Here is a 19795-nt window from a genome sequence, read left to right as displayed (position 1 = left end):
TGTGAATAGGGTCGCTATTGCTACATTATTTATACGTTTTTTCTAATTTTCTCAATTCTTCTAGCATCGCTTTTCTGCGTGGGTATTTTTCTTTTAGTTCTTTGATCAGTAATTGAACAGAGATGGTGCTACTTGGAAGGGTGGCCATTTCGGCGATCAACAAAGCCATTTTATGATACCGTAAACGTGTAGTTGTCTCAGCAGCCATCCGCCGTAATTCGTATTCATATTTTTGAAGAAGCGCTTCTGGAAATTGCTTTCTCAAGAAAGAAAAATAGCGACTTGCTTCTTCCAGTCCAGGTGACTTGAGGACATAATCCAACAATAAATCATAACGTCTTTCTTTTGAATAAAACAATCCAACGTCTGTACGATATTTTAATTTTTCAAATAAGTTTTCACGTACTTCTTCCCACTGATCAATCGAATATGTTTTTTTCAATTGATGGATCAAATTCATATCGACGGTCTCTCCCTCTAATAGAAGATGCAAGACTTGTTCCGCATACAGCTCTTTTTCCCCTAGTTTATGATAAAGATTTTTTAATGCATAGCGATGCAAGGTGACCATATCAGAAGAGTGTTGATCTAATACAATACTTTCATTCAAAACAGTGATTGCTTCTTCATATGCTTTCTTTTGCATCAGATAGTCAATATATTGTGAACGTATAGTTGGAGATTGCCAGCTTTCGCGTGCACGTTGATGAATTTGATTGTCTGTATAATTCAAATTTTCCATTTGGCGAATGGATAGCAGTCGTTTGTTTTTATAGTTTAAGTGTCCGTTATTTTCAGATGTTTGATCAAGTTTTTGCTGATCCTGATCAGAGAACTGTTCAGGGAATTCTTCATGTAAAATTTGTTGGATATAAAAACGAGATTGGCTTGCGTTATTTATTTTAGCCGAAAGTTTAGAATATATTCGTTGTTTTTCTTGCTCAGACGCATGTCTAAGTAATTTTTTCCATAGAGAGTACCATTGATGCATGATAAGGCTGATATCATTTTCTACATTATGTACCTTTGCTAAGTCAAAGTGTTCAACTATTCTGTTCATTAATTCGAATGCATGAAGGATCTGTTTTTTTGCGATGGATGTATCAATAAGACTGTTTAAAAATTCAGACAGTTCTTTATTGATGTTTTGAAGTGTACGATCATGAATATTGCTTCCAGAATAATGGGTATGTTTTTCTAAAATAACAATCATTTTATCGTAATCGTCCATATTTTTGATTGCAGTATGTTCTTGGAATCGTTGAGCTAGTTCTTGGTTCTCTTTTAAAATAATTAATAGAAAGTCTTGAATATCTTGTTCATTTGCATAAGAAATCAACTTGACCAGTTCATTTGCTTTTCTCTGCTCTTTTTCTTGTTCATATTTGAATAAGGTAGCCACGACATGAGGACAATGACCTGTGTCTTCGTGGGAGCAACTGCAAGACAGACCATAGAATTGGTTGTCATCTGTTAATTGGATAAGTATGTCATACTCCTTCTTGTTTTCTTCTGTGACTTTTGCGATGATTTTTTCTTGTGTAAACAAACATCCATGAACGCGTTTTTCAATAAACATTTCATAGCCATGATCTAAATCAGATTCCCAAAAATCGTTTTTCCAATCTTTCATAAAATTTCCTCCTTTAGTTATCTTCATAGTTTAATTTTACCGAATAAATAAAAAGAAAACAGCAATTTTTTTCCAGTACGAAGATTATTTAATCTATTATAAAATTAATAATAATATAAAACTGTTATTTTAATTTTTAGATAACTAAAAGTGACTCTGATTTACATCAAACTAAAGAAATTTTTCCACGAGCGGCTGGTTTTCTGGACGTTTCTCTTTTTCTGATAATGCAATCTGTTTAATGAGTCCATCTAAAGTGATTACTGCCATTTCTTCTTCCACTTTTTTTTGTAATCGAGAATAAGTTGCAGCCAAGACTTCTTGGATATTAGCGCCTACCACGCAATTCGGATTTGTTTTTGGATCTACTTGGATCAAATTTGTGTTGCCTTCAATACTTCGATAAATTTCCAATAAATTGATATTTTCGGGAGCTTTCGCAAGTACGGGTGTTGGTTTCCCACTTGTTGTATGGATAAGATCTGCTTTTTTTAATTGACTCATGATTTTTCGAACATTTGTTGGATTCGTTTCAATGCTACTTGCAATCATGTCGCTTGAAAGTAAATCAGTTCCTTGAAATATGTGGATATAAGCTAAGATGTGGATCGCATCGCTTAATTGTAGAGAATATTTCATTAAAATCCATCCTTTCAACTTGATTTCTTGACTTATCTTAGCATACTCTTTATGATAATGGTGTATTTTAAAAATGTACAGCTATATGAACAAAAATAATTAATCAATAGGGAGTGGGAATATGACTTATTTAGTAACAGGAGCAACTGGAGGATTTGGACACTACGCTTTAGAAGAATTAAAGAAGCTGGTTCCATTGGAGGAGATCTATGTCCTTGCTCGTAATGAAGAAAAGGCACAGAAATTAATTGAAGCAGGACTTCAAGTTCGCATCGGCGATTATGCTGATCGCGAGACGATGGTACAGGCGCTACAAGGCATCGATCGTCTATTATTTGTATCAGGTGTACCGGGAAACCGACAAGCTGAACATCAACATGTTGTAGAAGCAGCAAAAGAAACGGGGGTTTCTTTTATTGCCTATACTAGTTTTGCGGATGCAGATCATTCGACTAGTATCCTGGCTCCAGACCATCAATTTACAGAAAAAATCATCAAAGAATCGGGTATTAAACATACCTTTTTACGAAATAACTGGTACTTAGAAAATGAGATGCCATTGATTGGAGTAGCATTGAAAACTGGTCAGTTTGTTTATGCAGCTGGCGAAGGGAAAACCGGTTGGGCGTTAAAGAGAGAGTATGCAGAAGTAGCTGCAAAAGTGTTAGCAGGAATGGATTATCCTGAGTTCTTAGAATTATCTGGAAAACCAATCACCTATCAAACCTTGGCAGAACAAGTTGCTAAAGTAAGTGGGAAACCTTTAGACATCCTTTCGTTGGCTCCAGATGAATTTACAGACAAACTAACAGCCTCGGGATTTTCTCAAGGTGGTGCAGAAATGACGACTGCAATCCAAAATGATATTCGCAATAATCAGTTAGATGTAACTTCTGATGATTTTGCAAAAGTATTAGGACGCGAATTGACTTCGATAGAAGATGGGTTAAGGGAGTTAGGTATCTAAATTAAGGACTAGTTTTTTCTACCGAATTTAATAGGAATGTTACTCTTAGAGCACGCGTATGGGTTTGGAAATAGCAGATGTATTTCTAAACTATGCCGGCAAGCCTCTAAGAGTTTTTTATTTTTTGATTTGAGCCAATAATCATCGACTTCAAAAATAGAAAGTTACAAAATGGCATAAAGACTCCTCTAAATCTTAAGAATTTATATACTGAAAAATGTTGAAATCTATGTATAATTAAAAAGTGTATGATGTTTAAAGAGAGTGTATATTTCTGTTATCATATGCAACACATTAAATTATTTTATTTTTAAGAATAAAGGAGAAGTAATGAAAGCAAAAAATTTATTATTTAGTGCAATTGTTCTGAGTAGTCTTGTGACTACCAACCTTACTGTACTTGCAGAAGAAGTAGGGACAAATAATTCTGTTGAAACCACCGTTTCGACACAAGCAGACGATGTGACAGAACAGCCTACGGAAAATGTGGAACAAACTGAATCTATTACGAATCCTCTGACAAATGGGGAAGAACTAACACACACACATCAAGCGGATTTATCACAATTTGAAAATCCTGGCATAGCAGCATTTTCAGCACGTGCTTCTTCAAATGCGCAACAAGCGTTCATTGATAGCATTGCTGCAAGTGCACAGACCTTAGCAAGCGCGAATGACTTATATGCTTCAGTTATGATCGCTCAAGCGATTGTTGAAAGTGGCTGGGGGAAAAGTACGCTAGCTTCGGCACCTAACTACAATTTATTTGGAATAAAGGGAAGTTATAATGGGCAATCCGTGACAATGCCAACTTCTGAGTTTGTAAATGGGCAATGGATCACTGTAAATGCCGCTTTTCGTAAATATCCTTCGTACGCAGAATCTTTACAGGATAATGTAACTGTTCTTAAAACAACTTCGTTCCAATCGGGTGTGTATTATTACTCAGGTGCTTGGAAAAGTAATACCTCTTCGTATAAAGATGCCACAGCATGGTTAACAGGTCGTTACGCGACAGCACCAAACTATGGTTCAACATTGAATAGTATTATTGAAACCTATAATTTGACACAATATGATACGCCAAACTCTAGTTCTTCACCGATGTATCGCTTATATAATAAAAGTACAGGGCAACATTTGTACACATTAAATGCGGGAGAGAAAAACTATTTATCAACAGTTGGTTGGAAATACGAAGGAATTGCATGGCAAGCACCAAATAGTGGTCAACCGGTGTATCGTCTGTATAATCCAAATAATGGGGATCATCATTATACAATGGCTCAGTCAGAAATCAACTTCCTTACACCACTAGGCTGGAGATATGAAGGGCTAAGTTTTTATTCTGGAGGTTCTAAACCAATTTATCGACTATTTAACCCAAATGAAACTATCGGAACACATCATTACACATTAAGTTCAGTAGAAAGAGATTCTTTGACACCATTAGGTTGGAGATATGAGGGAATCGGTTTTTACGCGAATTAATAAATAAAAAATATCTACTTGGCATTTTTAAATAATGTCAAGTAGATATTTTTTATAAAAGATCAGATCAATCAAACTGATCCAAACGCCAACGTTCAATGATGTTGTTTAATTTTGTTCCATAATTTGGATCAGTTGCATATGTTCCAGTTAAGGCTTGGGTCGCATCTCGATAAGAACGTGTATTAACTTTCCAAGTTCCACGATAGCGAACAGGGTCCCAAGGTACGCCATATTTCAGTTTCACAGCATTGTCGATGAAAGATTCATCGGTACTTTGATAGACACGGAATTTAGAATTGACAGGTATCGTGATCCCGTTGACAACTTCATTGGATACATGCCAAACGTAATCATATTTCCCTTCATCTTCCCCATCTTTGAACTTCATTCCAAAGAAATTGTTCGCATTGCGTGCCAAGAAGCTAGTGCCATAGCCGGTCTCTAGAATTGCTTGAGCAAGCATGACAGAAGTGTATAATCCGTATGCTGGAGCAACTCGATTTGCACTTTGTGTAATAGAATTGACAAATCTTCCTTCTGGTGTTGAAGTGTCAATTTGACCTAATATGGTCAGTTGATTTGCTTGGTAACCCGCTGGTTTTCGATCATTTTCTACAATCGTGACTTCAATTGCTTCGACAGGTAGACTCATTCCAACTGAGCCTGCTTTTTGACCATTTGAAGCCCAACCTAACCAACCGCGTGAACGGACGAATGAACGATAGTAAATATCGTATTTTTCAGATAATTCTTCCGTTAAGCTAAAAGAGAAAGCTTGAAGGGAACGATTTTGACCAGTAGTCCCAGATATTACTCCATTTGAGACAGGTGTTGTCCAACCTATATTAGTAAGGTGTGAATCATAGTTTATCACTCCAGAGTAGTTAGAATTTGCTAAGGTTGCCCGAATTGCTTCAAATTGACGTCCTTGGTTTGCGAAATTGATCATCGTAGTCAGTCCTGTACGGCTAACCCATCCATTTGTGGACAGATGTCCTTGCAAAGTGAGTTTAGGGGGGGCGAGACGGAACGCACGGGCTGTTGGTCCTGGTGCTGCCGCTCCTTTTGGTATTAAGCGGATCTGCAGGGCTTCTGACTGTGTCGCGTATCCTTGAGTCCCAGCATTCTCTCCATTTTTTGCCCAATCTAACCATCCAAAATTTTGTGCATGGACTCGGTAATAAATATCATAACGTGTACTTATTGCTCCAGTTAAATTGATTCTTACAGCCTCAATTGGCAGATGTAAGCCAGTAGTTCCTGATGTGGAGCCATTAGAACGCCAACTAGTTTCCCATCCATGATTTGCCACATGAGTTTGGTAATTGATTCCCCCACCAATTGTATTTTCTGATAATCTTAACTGGATGGCTTGTAAACTTAAATTTTGTCCCGTCGTTCCTACAAAAGTATTGGCATCTTTTTCACTTAACCACCCACGATTAGTCACATGAGTACGGGCTAAAACGAATGGGTCTTTTTCGCGATAAGAATCTCCCGTAGCTGGTCCTGTCTGTGATCGATCAATTAGACGTATCTCAATTGCTTCAATATGATAGTTATAACCAATTGATCCAGCAGCGCTCCCATTATTTGTCCATGGTAACCAACCCATGTTTTTCACGTGAACACGGTAGAAAATATTGAACTGATTGGCTAATTGGCCTGTCAGACGTAGCTTGATTCCTTCGATTTGTTTCGCTTGACCTACAGTTCCTGAAATATTTCCTTGTGTGACCCAGTTTTGCCACCCAGTTTGTTCGACATAAGACGTATACTCAATAGCTCCCTGTAAAGAAGTGTTTAAGTTTAAGCGAAGGGCTTCAACTGGGAGAACTCTGCCGGTTGTACCTGATAATTCACCGTCTGCTACTTCAGGAAGCCATCCGATATTTCGTATATGTGTGCCGTAAGTAAGGATAGCTTGTTGAGTTGTTCTTTCTGTAATAAAACTATCTTGATTACTTTTTCTAGAAAGTTCAGGAGCGTCAGTTGGAACATCGCTAGTGATGATAGAAGATTCACCCCTAGATATATCATCGAGACCTTTTTCGCCATCATTTAATTGAAAGTTTTCTTTTGGCACATAACCAGCTGTTACTCCATCTAGTGAAAGTTCATAAAAAGTTGATTGATCGATTTCAATACTATTTTTTACATCATAAATTATAGTGGTATCAATCGACTCATCGGCTATATCAAGCCAGGCGTTGGTTAAATTAGAATAAAGTTTCGCATTTGAAGTCAATGTGCCTTTTTTTTCTCTTTCACTAATTGAGTGAGGGATATAGGTTGTTATAGCTTCTGCAGCTATCCAACCTTGGTGATTAGCATTTTGAGCAAAAAACCAAGTAGTATGGTCAGATAAAACTGCTTTTTGAGCCAAAACGACTTTTCCTGTAACTACCTCGCTATTCTCTTGAAGAGATAAAGTGGGGAATATTGGTGTGTCTTGCACACTCCCATATTGATCAGTTAAATCTTCTATTTCTCGAATGGTGGTTTTTTCTGTGACCTGCGGATAATACTCTTGGATCAAAGCAAACAAACTATCTTCATTGATCGCTAAAGTTGGATCAATTGAAAGAATATCTGTGAGATTTTCGAGTGAGAGTTGATAAGTTTTAAACTGTTGTGCAAGATAATAAGCTAAAGTTTGTTTGGTTTGTGAGACATCTCCAGTGTAGACAGCTAACTGGATCGTGGATGAATCAGTAGTTCGGGGGTTAGGGACTTGCACATCTGTGGAATTGATTTCATAGATTGTGTTTCCACCAATGTAGCTATGTGTTGTTTTTTTGTTTTCCTCATCTTCAATAAATGTTTGTTGCATAGTTTCAGTCGCTGATACGTTGATTCGTTTCGGTTTACTGACACCATCCTTATAGCTTTCTCCTATTAATTGGGGAGTTCCTATTATAGTTGGTGTGTCAGTGCTGGGTGGGGGTATCTCTTCATTTGTGGTTGAAATGGTAGTTGGAGATATTACATTCGTTGTTTTTTCTTCGGTGATTGAACTTGAGGTGGTTTCGGTTTGCTGATTATTGTTTGTTACTGTTTCTGCTAAAGCAATACATGGCGACAATGATGCGTTTAATAACATTATCGATGCAAGCAAAATCCTTACTTTCATCAAATATCCTCCTGGTTATAATCTTTTCTTTATTTGATTGATAAGAAAATGTTATTTTTATTTCGGTGTTACTAATATTATTCTATCGTAAATTTAATTATTTTCCAATATATTTTCTAAATTAAGTCAAGAAATATAGCTCGATGAAAAAAATAAAATAAAAACTTACGAAAAATTTTCATTTATGCTATGCTGTTTTTCATGAAAAGGAGTGATTGAAGTGCCAACAAACAAAAAAGAAGGAATTATTTTTACAACAATGATGTGTTTTCTGATGGTTTTAGGGATGAGTATCTATAATCTATGGTTACATAATGCGTTGCATGTATCAAACTTATTCGTAGGACTTATACCAGGATTTATCGTGGCATTTATCTTAGATGTTTTTATCGTAGGAGTAGTCGCAAAAAAGATTGCTTTCAAACTACCTATAAATAAACAAAATAAAATGCAAATGATCCTTACGATTTCATGTCTCATGGTTTTAGGTATGGTGACATGTATGTCATTATTCGGTATTGTTATTGAACAAGGGATTCCAGAACAATTTCTTTCTGCCTATCTTACAGCTTGGAAAATGAATGTGATCATGGCGTTGCCGTTACAGTTATTATTTGTCGGTCCAGTTTCACGTGCAGTTTTGGCGACGATCCAAAAATAAATAAAGAAGTCTCTATGTTGTCGCTAGCAACTTTCAGTTAGATAAGCTAAAATGCAAGCAAGACATAAATGTGAGGCTTAGATGATGATCGAAGAATATTTTAAAGAGGTAGGTTTGACGATGGTCGAACTACCTGTTGAATGGGTAGATGAACAGTTGATTTATCGGGGATTGATCAAGGAGCTTCCGACGATCAATGCGGAGGCTAATTCAAGGATAAAAATGCAACAACAATTAGCAGAGACCTACCGAATCTATCGTGAACAACTTCTTCTTGAATCAGAAGAGGAAAAAGAAACTACCACAAATCTGACGAGTGAACAATTATTGCGCTATTACGATGGAGAAACATTTGATGGCTTTTCTTTATTTGATCAATTAACGGAAGAATAGTCTATCAAGGGAGAATGTACTAATAGTGTGCACTCTTTAGAAACAAGACGACATCCACGAAATTTATTTTAAAATTTTGTGGATGTCGTCTTATTTTTTTCTTTTAATAAAGAATAATCTGATTTTTACGTAACTTTATTATGAAAGACAACTCGCACATAAAATGTTTCCCGTGAAACATTATTTACGAATTTGTCCATCTCCATAGATGATGTATTTCGTCGTTGTTAACTCATTTAGCCCCATTGGACCTCTAGCATGAAGTTTTTGTGTAGAAATACCGATTTCTGCACCGAAGCCAAATACTGAACCATCCGTGAAGCGAGTGGACGCATTGACGTAAACAGCAGCTGCATCAACTTCATTTAAAAAGCGTTGGCTTGCTGTGTAACTGTCCGTCACGATAGCTTCGGAATGTTGTGTATTGTGACGGTTGATATGTTCAATTGCTTCGTCCAAAGAATCAACGATCTTAACCGCTAAAATATAATCCAAATATTCTGTATCCCAATCGGTTTCGTCTGCTAAGGTTGCGGTCTCTAAATAATCTAACGCGTGAGCATCTGCATGTAGAGAGACACCATGTTCAACCAGTGCTTGCTCAATAGATGGCAAGAAGAAAGGTGCGATCTCTGAATGGATCAGCAAAGTCTCGGCAGCGTTACAGACAGAAGGGCGAGATGTTTTGGCGTTCACAATGATATCCACGGCCATGGCTAATTGTGCTTCTTTATCGATATAGATATGGTTGTTGCCGGTACCCGTTTCAATGATTGGTACAGTGGCTTGCTCTTTCACACGTTTGATCAACGAAGCACCACCTCGAGGAATCAATACGTCTAAATAATCCGTTAATCGCATCAATTCCGCAGCCGTCTCATGAGAGGTATCATCCACGAATTGGATCGCGTAAGGCGAAACTTCAGCATTTCCCAATGTTTCTTGAAGTAATTCAACCAACAGTTGATTGGAATGGAAGGCTTCTTTTCCACCACGTAAAATCACTGCATTTCCTGATTTAAATGCGAGACTTGCCGCATCAGTTGTCACATTCGGACGTGATTCGTAGATCATGCCGATGACACCTAGAGGGACACGTTTCTTGCCAATCAATAAACCATCTTCGTTTTGCCACATGTGATCAACTTTTCCGATTGGGTCGTCTAGTTGCGCCACTTTAATGATTTCTTCCGCCATTGTATGGATGCGTTCTGGTGTTAGCCGTAAACGATCTTGCATTGTTTCGCTAATATTATTTTCTGTCGCTTGATCTAAGTCTTTTTGATTGGCTTCAAGAATGGCTAGTTGATTTCTCTTGATTGTTTGTGCCATTTGCAACAATAAGTCATTTTTTTGTTTAGTCGGCATCAAAGCAAGTTCTCGCGCGCCTTTTTTTGCTTGTATCCCAAGTTGGTTAAGATCAGTCATTATAAAACCTCCTTAAATAATGTGCCGATTTCTTTTCCAGCTAAAATATCAAAAATGATTGCTGGATTTTTTCCGTTTGCTAAGATCATCGGACGATTTGCTTCAAAGATCCTTAAAGCTGCTTTTAGTTTGCTTGCCATCCCACCAGTTCCGTAGGCACTACCAGCACCACCTGCTTGGGCCATCAGTTCATCGTCGATCGCGGTAACTGTTTGATACATTTCAGCGTCAGGATTGATGGTTGGATTATCCGAATAAAAACCGTCGATATCTGAAAGAATGATGAGTAGATCAGCGGCAATCAGTTTGGTAACGATCGCAGATAACTGATCATTGTCGCCAAATTTGGTGGAGTGATCTAATTCATCCACTGCGACGGTGTCATTTTCATTGACGATCGGAATGGTTCCCATTGCTAGTAGCTGTTCTAACGTATTGACAACATTTTTTCGGCTTTCAGGGTAATCGATAACATCTCGCGTCACTAAGATTTGTGCCGTTTGTTGACCATAGGCACTGAACCGTTGATTATAGATATTCATCAATTCAGCTTGTCCAATTGCTGCAATCGCTTGTTGTGCGGGGATCGTATTAGGACGCTTTGCTAGATTCATCTTGTGCATCCCAACACCTACTGCACCGGAAGAGACTAAGACGATTTCTTTGCCTTGATTACGAAGGTCAGAGAGAACAAAAGCGAGTTGATCGATCGCACCCAAATTGATGTTGCCATTTGGATAGATCAACGTACTTGTTCCTACTTTTATAATGATTCGTTTTGCTTCTATTATTTCTTTTCGCATGGTGCACCTCAACTAATCTTTTTTACACAGAAATGATTTTGCTCTATTCTACTTGTTTTCAATCATAAAGTCATGTTTTAATAAACTTTTTTTCAAAAAATCAATAAATTTGTTTCTTAAATAGAGAAAGGAATTTCATGAAGAATTCGTTAACTTTGGGTATTCAGTCGCTTGGTATGTTAAAATAGAACTAGTTTACTCTGGGAGGGATTCGGTGAATAAAAGAGGTTTTGAAGTAATTACACGTTATCAGGATCAACAGATCCAATTGCCGCAAAGAGCGACTCATCACGCTGCCGGTTATGATTTTGAAGCAGCAGAAGATGTGGTGATTCCAAGTGTTTGGAAAGCCGGGTTCAAGCAAGGACTAACAGCTGTATCAGATGCGCTGATCTCTGAAATGTCAGCAGAGGAAAAGAAAATCAAACCCGTTTTAGTGCCTACAGGAATCAAAGCGTATATGGGTGAGGATGAATTCTTACAATTAGCCAATCGTTCGAGCAATCCATTAAAACGTTTTTTGATTTTGACGAATGGTGTCGGCGTGATCGACAGTGACTATTATAATAACGAAGCAAATGAAGGGCATATCATGTTCCAATTCACGAATTTTGGTTTCAAAGATGTAGTGATCAAAAAAGGGGAAAGAATTGGGCAAGGAATCTTCCTACCGTTCTTAAAAGCGGACCAAGATCAAACCGCTAATGCTCGTCAAGGTGGATTTGGTTCATCCAACCAATAAGCAAAGTAGATTTAAGTTATCTTTAACTCAAGAAAAGTAAAATGAAAGACAGGTGGTACACCGAAATGGCCAAAAAAGCAAAAGTTCAATTTGTTTGTCAAAATTGTGGCTATGTGTCGCCTAAATTTTTAGGACGTTGCCCAAATTGTGGTAAATGGAATACCATGGTTGAAGAAATCGAACAAGATACAACGGACCGCAGAGTACGAACGAGTTTGACCGGAGAAAAAGCCAAGCCAACAAAAATTGCTGAGGTGGTTCCTAAGAAAGAACCACGAGTAAAGACGAAGCTAGAAGAATTGAACCGTGTTTTAGGCGGTGGTGTGGTCCCTGGCTCGATGGTTTTGATCGGTGGCGACCCTGGTATCGGAAAATCCACCTTACTCTTGCAAGTATCACAGCAACTGGCTGCTATTGGTGGAAAAGTCCTTTACGTATCGGGAGAAGAGAGTGCGGACCAAATCAAGTTGCGTGCAGAACGATTAGGTTCGATCGACACAGAGTTTTACTTGTATGCAGAGACAGATATGAATGAAATCAGTCGAGCCATCGAACAAATTTCACCTGATTATGTCATCATCGATTCGATCCAAACAATGACTCAACCTGATATTACGAGTGTCGCTGGTAGTGTTAGTCAAGTGCGAGAAACCACAGCTGAGCTATTGAAAATCGCAAAAACAAACGGTATTGCTATCTTTATAGTAGGTCATGTCACGAAAGAAGGCTCGATTGCAGGTCCGCGCATGTTAGAGCACATGGTTGATACGGTCTTGTATTTTGAAGGTGAGCAACATCATAGTTTTCGCATTTTGCGTGCCGTCAAAAATCGTTTTGGTTCCACCAATGAGATCGGTATTTTTGAGATGCACACCCATGGCCTTGAAGAAGTAGCCAATCCTTCACAGATTTTCTTAGAAGAACGATTGGATGGGGCGACAGGTTCAGCGATCGTTGTCGCCATGGAAGGTACACGTCCGATCTTGGTTGAGATCCAAGCCTTAGTCACGCCTACGATGTTCGGAAATGCCAAACGAACAACGACTGGTTTAGACTTTAATCGGGTGTCATTGATCATGGCAGTCTTAGAAAAACGGGCAGGATTATTGTTGCAAAATCAAGATGCTTACTTAAAAGCAGCTGGTGGGGTAAAATTAAATGAACCTGCAATCGACTTAGCGATTGCAGTCAGTATTGCGTCTAGTTACAAAGAAAAAGGAACGCAACCAACGGAGTGTTTTATTGGAGAAATCGGTCTGACTGGTGAAATCAGAAGAGTCAACCAAATTGAACAACGAGTCAAAGAAGTACAAAAATTAGGTTTTACAAAAGTATATTTACCTAAAAATAATTTAGGTGGTTGGAATATTCCAGAGGGTATCGAAGTCGTAGGTGTTGCTACACTTGATGAAACTCTTAGACGAGTATTTCGCTAAAATCAAAATGAAATGGAGGAAACAGGATGCAAAAACGTGTCATCACCTTACTGATGATCATCGTTGGTGCCAGCTTAGGGATTTCTTTTTTACCTACAGCTTGGCAGGCGGTCGGTCAACAGACGAATGGATGGCTGAATAACACCTTTACCAATAGCTTGTTAGGTGCACTTATTTTCTTTCTATTATCTTTGCTATTGGCAAAACATATAACAGCAGTCATCAAGCAAATTGAAGAAAAATTAAGTGAAGTCAGCTTGACGTATCTCTTATTTGGCGCAATCGGTGCAATTATTGGCCTAACGTTGGGGGTTGTGATCTCAACGCCGCTTTACAATATTGAAATACCTTTTGTGAACAGTGTTTTACCCATCTTATTGATGGTGATCCTTGGCTATTTGGGCTTGCGAATGGGAACGACCCGCATCGAAGAATGGAAGAAAATATTTGGACCTAGAAGTAAAAAGGTGGAGCAAGAAACACCTAGTCAGGTGGAAAGTCAGTTATTAGAACGCAAATTAGATGATCATTTTCATAAATATAAAATTTTAGACACAAGCGTCATTATTGATGGACGTATTTACGATATTACAAAAACAGGATTTCTAGAAGGAACCTTGATGATCCCAAATTTCGTCCTGTATGAATTACAATATATCGCTGATTCTGGCGATAGCCTGAAGCGGGTACGTGGACGTCGCGGACTAGATATTTTGAATGCGTTACAAAAAGAAGAAGGTATTTCAGTTGAGATGTATGATGGTGATTTTGAAGACATCAGTGAAGTAGATAGTAAGCTGATCAAATTGGCAAAACTATTGGATGGTGTCATCGTGACCAATGATTATAATCTTAACAAAGTCTCTGAATTTCAAAATGTACCTGTTCTCAATATCAATGCACTTGCTAACGCAGTGAAACCAGTCGTTATCCCTGGTGAGAATATGAATGTACTAGTGGTCAAAGCAGGCACAGAACGTCAACAAGGAGTGGCTTATCTAGATGACGGTACAATGGTGGTTGTGGAAGATGGGCAACATTACATGAATGAACGGATCGAAGTCGTGGTAACGAGTGCACTACAAACAGCTGCTGGACGAATGATCTTTGCAAAACCTGCTCATGCGGGTAGAGGAATCGACAATAAGCGTGAAAATGAGAAAAAAGCGAAATAAAAACGCAATATGGTAAATATGAGGCAATTAGACATCGTCAGATTTTTTAGAGAGATGGTTTTTGTTTCCTCAGTTTAGGTGGAGTAGGCGAGGATTGAAAAGTAGGCCAAACTATTTTTTCGATTCCCGCCTTCTTACGTAGATTTGAATGACTTTTTCATAATCTCTTTACTATTTAACGTATAAAAGGTAAAATTTGTGCTGAGTAGCTTTAAATTTCAACATTTATCGCTAAAGGAGATCCAACCCAAAACAATCTGATAAGATATTGTATTGTCAGTTGTTTTTGGCGTCTCAAAGTCTAGTTTGAAAGAAGAGGAAGAAAATGACGAAAGTACGCGTACGTTATGCACCAAGTCCAACAGGGCATTTGCATATTGGGAATGCACGAACTGCATTATTCAATTATTTATTTGCCCGTCACAATGATGGAGATTTCATTATCCGCATTGAGGACACTGACCAAAAACGAAATATTGAAGATGGCGAAAAAAGCCAATTAGAGAATCTTGCATGGTTAGGGATGGAATGGGATGAATCACCTGAAAATCCAGGTGAATACGGTCCTTACCGTCAATCTGAAAGAAAAGAAATCTACCAACCATGGATCGATCAGTTATTAGCAAGCAATCGTGCTTACAAATGCTATTGTTCAGAAGAAGAATTAGAAGCAGAACGTGAAGCGCAACGTGCGCGTGGCGAAATGCCTCACTACGCTGGGACTTGTGCGAACTTGTCACCTGAAGAACAAGCGAAAAAAGAAGCAGAAGGTATTGTACCAGTGATTCGTTTCCGTGTGCCGCGCAATACAGAATATGCGTTTACCGACATGGTCAAAGGAGATATCACCTTTGAATCAGACAATATCGGTGGGGATTATGTCATCCAAAAACGCGATGGTATGCCAACCTATAACTTTGCGGTAGCTGTTGACGATCACTTAATGAAGATCACTCACGTATTACGTGGGGATGATCATATTGCGAATACACCAAAACAATTAATGATCTATGAAGCATTTGGTTGGACTGCGCCAACATTTGGGCATATGACCTTGATCATCAATTCTGAAACGGGCAAAAAATTAAGTAAACGTGATGAATCGATTTTACAATTTATCGAACAATACCGTGAATTAGGCTACTTACCAGAAGCGATGTTCAATTTTATTGCTTTACTAGGCTGGTCGCCTGTCGGTGAAGATGAATTGTTCAGTCAAGAAGAATTGATCAAAATGTTTGATCCACAGCGCTTGAGCAAATCACCAGCAGCATTTGACGCAAAAAAATTACAATGGGTGAACAACCATTACATCAAAGAAATGGATCTAGATGCATTGACAGAAATGTGTTTACCTTATTTGATCGCTGATGGTCGTGTGCAAGAAAATCCAGATGCACAAACAATCGAATGGGTGAAAAAAATTGTTCGTCTGTACCAACCACAAATGAGTTATGCAGCGGAAATCGTTGAAGTATCAACATTATTCTTTAACGAACATCCTGTATTAGATGAAGCAGCCAAAGAAGTATTAGCGGGTGAAACGGTTCCGACTGTGTTGAAAGCTTTCAAAGAACAACTTACTCAAATGGAAGTGGTAGATGCACCAACAGTCAAAGCAGCAATCAAAGCAGTACAAAAAGAAACAGGGGTAAAAGGAAAGAACCTGTTTATGCCGATCCGTGTCGCTGTTTCAGGACAAATGCATGGACCTGAATTACCAGAAACAATCGAATTGTTAGGAAAAGAAAAATCTTTAGCACATTTAAACCAAGTATTGAACTAAACACGATGAACAGAAAGAAGTAAAAAAAGAATGGTTTCAAGAGAGTCAACGGGTGGTGTAAGTTGTCAATTGTTCTTTTTTGAAATGCCTCTGGGAGTGGTCTTTGCGAAGAGGGGGTTGATCAATCTCAATCCTTGAAAGTAGCGAAGAACGAATAGCAGACGTTACCTGTTAGAGATAATCATTTGATTATGAAAAAAAGTGGAACCACGCCTCATAGCGTCTTTTAATAAGGAAACTTATTAAAAGACGTTTTTTAGTTGTCTTTCGTTGTTCTTACATACAGTCGAAAAAGGAAAGGAGAGGAAGTCGATGGAATGGTTCAAACGAGCTGTCATTGCCGTAAAGAAAAATGATCCAGCAGCGCGTACCACAGCAGAGGTCATTTTGACCTATCCTGGGCTACATGCATTATTTTGGCATCGTTTCTCCCATTATTTATATCGCCATCGTCTCTATTTGATTGCCAAAATGAATGCCCAATTTTGGCGATTTATTACGGGAATAGAGATACATCCAGGAGCGACGATTGGAACGGGTGTATTTATCGATCACGGTATGGGAATCGTTATTGGAGAAACAGCAGAAATCGAAGATGATGTCGTCTTGTTTCATGGTGTCACTTTAGGGGGGACTGGAAAAGAAACGGGGAAAAGACATCCAACCGTCAAAAAAGGCGCAATGTTGTCAGCCAATGCCCAAATCTTAGGACCGATCACCATAGGAAAAGATGCGAAAATCGGTGCAGGCGCAGTCGTCTTAAAAGATATACCTGATGGGGCAACAGCAGTAGGGATACCAGCAAAAGTTGTCCGAATCAATGGAGAGAAAGTAGGGGATGAGAATGATAAAAATCTATAATACGCTATCAAGAGAAAAAGAGACTTTTGTTCCTTTAAAAGAAGGACAAGTTTCAATGTATGTTTGCGGACCAACTGTCTATAATTATATCCACATTGGAAATGCCCGAAGTACGATTGCATTTGACACGATTCGACGCTATTTGGAATACCGTGGATATCAAGTGAACTACGTATCGAATTTTACAGATGTGGATGATAAAATCATCAAGGCTGCCAATGAGCTTGGGATCACGGCGCCTGAAGTTGCTGATCGTTTTATCAAAGCTTTTGAAGAAGATACGAAAGCCTTGAATGTGCAGCCAGCAACGAGCCATCCAAGAGTAATGGATCACATGGAAGATATTCGTGTGTTCATCCAAATATTGATCGCCAAAGGTTTTGCTTATGAATCGAATGGCGATGTTTATTATCGTACGCGTAAATTTACTGATTATGGTCAATTGAGTGATCAATCAATAGACGAGTTAGAGATTGGTGCAAGTCAACGTACTGGCGCAGAACAGCAACAAAAAGAAGATCCTTTAGACTTTGCCTTGTGGAAAAAAGCAAAACCAGGCGAAATTTCATGGGAATCGCCATGGGGCGAAGGTCGTCCAGGGTGGCATATCGAATGTTCCGTGATGGCAACGAAACATTTAGGTGAGACAATCGATATCCATGGTGGTGGACAAGACTTGGAGTTCCCTCATCATGAGAACGAAATTGCCCAAAGTGAAGCGAAAACAGGTAAAAAATTTGCGAACTATTGGATGCACAATGGCTATGTGACGATTGGTGAAGACGATCAAAAAATGAGTAAGTCTTTAGGGAACTTTATCACTGTCCACGAAATGATCCAAGAGGTAGACCCACAAGTGTTACGCTTCTTTATGGCAACCACACAATATCGTCGACCGATTCGCTATAGTGAAGCAACGATGAAAGAAGCAGCGACAAACTTACAGCGATTGAAAAATACGTTTGATAATCTAAACTTCCGTTTTGAAAATGCGGTAGCAGCCCAGTCGGAAGATGAGAGACAGGTAACAGAACTGGAACAATTAGAGACACGATTCATCAAAGAAATGGACGATGATTTCAATGCGGCTAACGGCATCACAGTTGTCTATGAATTAGCAAAATGGATCAATACGTATTTGGAACAACCGACTGTCTCCAAAACGATCCTATCCAAAAGTGAGGCACTATTTACCCAATGGTTGTCGATCTTTGGTATCTTATTTACGACAGCAGAAATGTTGGATGAAGAAATCGAGCAACTGATCGAAGAACGAACACAAGCCAGAAAAAACCGAGATTTCGCTCGTAGTGATGAAATTCGGGACCAATTAAAAGAAAAAGGTATCTTGTTAGATGACACTCCACAAGGTACTCGTTGGAGAAGAGAAGCATGAGAGATCATACACAACTAAATGGTTTAGCACTTGCTTATGTTGGAGATGCTATCTACGAAATCTATATTCGAGATTACTTGATTGAAAAAGGTGAAACAAAGCCGAATAAACTGCACCGAGCAGCGACACACTATGTTTCGGCAAAGGCACAAGCTTTTTTGATCCAACAAATGTTGCAAGAAAACCTGTTAACAGAAAATGAAGAACTTTACTATCGCAGGGGTAGAAATGCCAAAAGCCATACGAGTGCAAAAAATGCGGATATTACCACTTATCGCGTTGCAACAGGGTTTGAAGCCTTGATGGGCTACTTACATCTAACAAAACAAACCGAACGTATGGAAGAATTGATCAATTGGTGTATTGAGAAAGTAGGTGAAACCCATGAGGAAAGAAAATAAAGAACGTAATTATCAAAAACGAAACAAAAAAGATTCTCAACGTTTTACAAAAGGCAATGAGAAACGTAGTGCCAAGAAGGAAACAGTTTATGTTGGTCAAGAGGACACAACGAGTGAAGACAATTTTGTATTTGGTCATCATGCGACAGTCGAAGCTTTGCAACAAGGTCGTGGAAATAAATTGTTCCTCCAAGAAGATTCACGGGGCGACAAGGTTGAAGAGTTGAAAAATATTGCTCGAGAACAATCGGTGCCGGTCAAGTGGGTGCCTAAGCAGAAATTAGACCTACTGAGTGATCGTGGTGTTCATCAAGGGGTGGTATTGGCCATCACGCCTTATGAATATCTGACGTTGGATCAACTATTGGAACAGGCGAAGAGCAAAACGGAAACACCCTTTTTCTTGATCTTGGACAGTATCGAAGATCCTCACAATTTTGGTTCGATTTTACGAACGGCAGATGCCAGTGGGGTGGACGGTGTCATCATTCCTAAACATCGCGCAGTCGGAATCACGCCAATCGTGACGAAAACATCGACAGGCGCCGTTGAATACGTGCCAGTGGCTCGTGTGACAAACTTAGTTCAAACTGTCCAGCAGCTAAAAGAGCAACAATTTTGGGTATTCGGAACGGATATGGAAGGAACGAATTTCCAATCATGGAATGCAAAAGGATCGATAGCGTTAGTGATCGGTAACGAAGGTCGTGGCATGAGTGCAGGCTTGAAGAAAGAAATGGATGAGTTGTTAACGATCCCTATGGTCGGTCATGTTCAAAGCTTGAACGCGAGTGTTGCGGCTGGGCTACTGATGTATCAGGCTTTTTCTCAGCGTCAGGGGGGATAA

The 19795-nt window shown here is 38.9% G+C and carries 17 protein-coding genes and 1 other annotated feature; of the genes, 12 read left to right on the top strand and 5 right to left on the bottom strand.

What is annotated here, in order from left to right:
• Positions 1–25: 25 nt before the first annotated feature.
• Positions 26–1633: an SWIM zinc finger family protein gene (locus tag HZ311_RS06810; RefSeq protein WP_023520532.1), complete on the bottom strand. Its 1608-nt coding sequence runs from the start codon at positions 1631–1633 to the stop codon at positions 26–28.
• 171 nt (positions 1634–1804) lie between these two features.
• Complete coding sequence (locus HZ311_RS06805) at positions 1805–2272, bottom strand: Rrf2 family transcriptional regulator (protein WP_019723027.1); 468 nt, start codon at positions 2270–2272, stop codon at positions 1805–1807.
• A 121-nt stretch (positions 2273–2393) separates the two neighbouring features.
• Here HZ311_RS06805 and HZ311_RS06800 point away from each other — a divergent pair, with 121 nt between their 5' ends.
• Together HZ311_RS06800 and HZ311_RS06795 are read left to right on the top strand one after the other, a co-directional pair.
• Positions 2394–3239 (top strand): SDR family oxidoreductase, encoded by an 846-nt coding sequence (locus HZ311_RS06800; protein WP_023520531.1) that lies wholly within the window; start codon positions 2394–2396, stop codon positions 3237–3239.
• Between the two features lie 330 nt (positions 3240–3569).
• Entirely contained in the window at positions 3570–4730 is a 1161-nt protein-coding gene (locus tag HZ311_RS06795) for a glycoside hydrolase family 73 protein (protein WP_010734052.1), read from the top strand.
• A 67-nt stretch (positions 4731–4797) separates the two neighbouring features.
• Here HZ311_RS06795 and HZ311_RS06790 read toward each other — a convergent pair whose 3' ends face one another.
• Entirely contained in the window at positions 4798–7866 is a 3069-nt protein-coding gene (locus HZ311_RS06790) for a glucosaminidase domain-containing protein (RefSeq protein WP_137072966.1), read from the bottom strand.
• A gap of 220 nt (positions 7867–8086) precedes the next feature.
• On the opposite strand from HZ311_RS06790, the gene HZ311_RS06785 reads away from it, so the two are divergent.
• Positions 8087–8527, top strand: a complete 441-nt coding sequence (locus HZ311_RS06785; protein ID WP_019723030.1) for a DUF2798 domain-containing protein — start codon at positions 8087–8089, stop codon at positions 8525–8527.
• Between the two features lie 84 nt (positions 8528–8611).
• Positions 8612–8920 carry a hypothetical protein gene (locus tag HZ311_RS06780; RefSeq protein ID WP_175401350.1) on the top strand — a complete coding sequence of 103 codons (309 nt, stop codon included), beginning with the start codon at positions 8612–8614 and terminating at the stop codon, positions 8918–8920.
• Between the two features lie 180 nt (positions 8921–9100).
• Here HZ311_RS06780 and HZ311_RS06775 read toward each other — a convergent pair whose 3' ends face one another.
• On the bottom strand, positions 9101–10348 hold the full coding sequence (locus tag HZ311_RS06775) for a glutamate-5-semialdehyde dehydrogenase (protein ID WP_010734056.1): 1248 nt from the start codon (positions 10346–10348) through the stop codon (positions 9101–9103).
• Positions 10348–11151, bottom strand: a complete 804-nt coding sequence (gene proB, locus HZ311_RS06770) for a glutamate 5-kinase (RefSeq protein WP_010734057.1) — start codon at positions 11149–11151, stop codon at positions 10348–10350. The genes HZ311_RS06775 and proB overlap by 1 nt, the downstream gene beginning before the upstream one ends.
• Before the next feature lie 214 nt (positions 11152–11365).
• Between proB and HZ311_RS06765 the strand changes: the two genes are divergently transcribed.
• The 8 genes from HZ311_RS06765 to rlmB all read left to right on the top strand — a co-directional run bounded on the left by HZ311_RS06765 (position 11366) and on the right by rlmB (position 19795).
• Positions 11366–11893: a dCTP deaminase/dUTPase family protein gene (locus tag HZ311_RS06765; protein ID WP_010734058.1), complete on the top strand. Its 528-nt coding sequence runs from the start codon at positions 11366–11368 to the stop codon at positions 11891–11893.
• Positions 11894–11958: 65 nt separating this feature from the next.
• Positions 11959–13329: a DNA repair protein RadA gene (gene radA / locus HZ311_RS06760; protein WP_010734059.1), complete on the top strand. Its 1371-nt coding sequence runs from the start codon at positions 11959–11961 to the stop codon at positions 13327–13329.
• A 26-nt stretch (positions 13330–13355) separates the two neighbouring features.
• Positions 13356–14504 carry a PIN/TRAM domain-containing protein gene (locus HZ311_RS06755; protein WP_010734060.1) on the top strand — a complete coding sequence of 383 codons (1149 nt, stop codon included), beginning with the start codon at positions 13356–13358 and terminating at the stop codon, positions 14502–14504.
• Between the two features lie 325 nt (positions 14505–14829).
• On the top strand, positions 14830–16290 hold the full coding sequence (gene gltX / locus HZ311_RS06750) for a glutamate--tRNA ligase (protein ID WP_010734061.1): 1461 nt from the start codon (positions 14830–14832) through the stop codon (positions 16288–16290).
• Positions 16287–16520, top strand: a binding site (T-box leader). (Overlaps the previous gene by 4 nt.)
• 82 nt (positions 16521–16602) lie before the next feature.
• Positions 16603–17151 (top strand): serine O-acetyltransferase EpsC, encoded by a 549-nt coding sequence (gene epsC / locus HZ311_RS06745; protein WP_010734062.1) that lies wholly within the window; start codon positions 16603–16605, stop codon positions 17149–17151.
• Positions 17135–18547 carry a cysteine--tRNA ligase gene (gene cysS, locus HZ311_RS06740; RefSeq protein ID WP_023520525.1) on the top strand — a complete coding sequence of 471 codons (1413 nt, stop codon included), beginning with the start codon at positions 17135–17137 and terminating at the stop codon, positions 18545–18547. The genes epsC and cysS overlap by 17 nt, the downstream gene beginning before the upstream one ends.
• The gene (locus HZ311_RS06735) at positions 18544–18948 is read left to right on the top strand and encodes a Mini-ribonuclease 3 (protein WP_010734064.1); all 405 of its coding nucleotides are present in this window, start codon (positions 18544–18546) and stop codon (positions 18946–18948) included. Before cysS ends, HZ311_RS06735 begins: the two co-directional genes overlap by 4 nt.
• Positions 18932–19795 carry a 23S rRNA (guanosine(2251)-2'-O)-methyltransferase RlmB gene (gene rlmB, locus HZ311_RS06730; protein ID WP_023520524.1) on the top strand — a complete coding sequence of 288 codons (864 nt, stop codon included), beginning with the start codon at positions 18932–18934 and terminating at the stop codon, positions 19793–19795. The genes HZ311_RS06735 and rlmB overlap by 17 nt, the downstream gene beginning before the upstream one ends.

The sequence above is a fragment of the Enterococcus mundtii genome (assembly GCF_013394305.1).
GTDB classification, from domain to species: Bacteria; Bacillota; Bacilli; order Lactobacillales; family Enterococcaceae; genus Enterococcus_B; species Enterococcus_B pernyi.
Note: the sequence above shows the minus strand (reverse complement) of the source record. Positions and strands in the feature narration are given on the sequence as shown.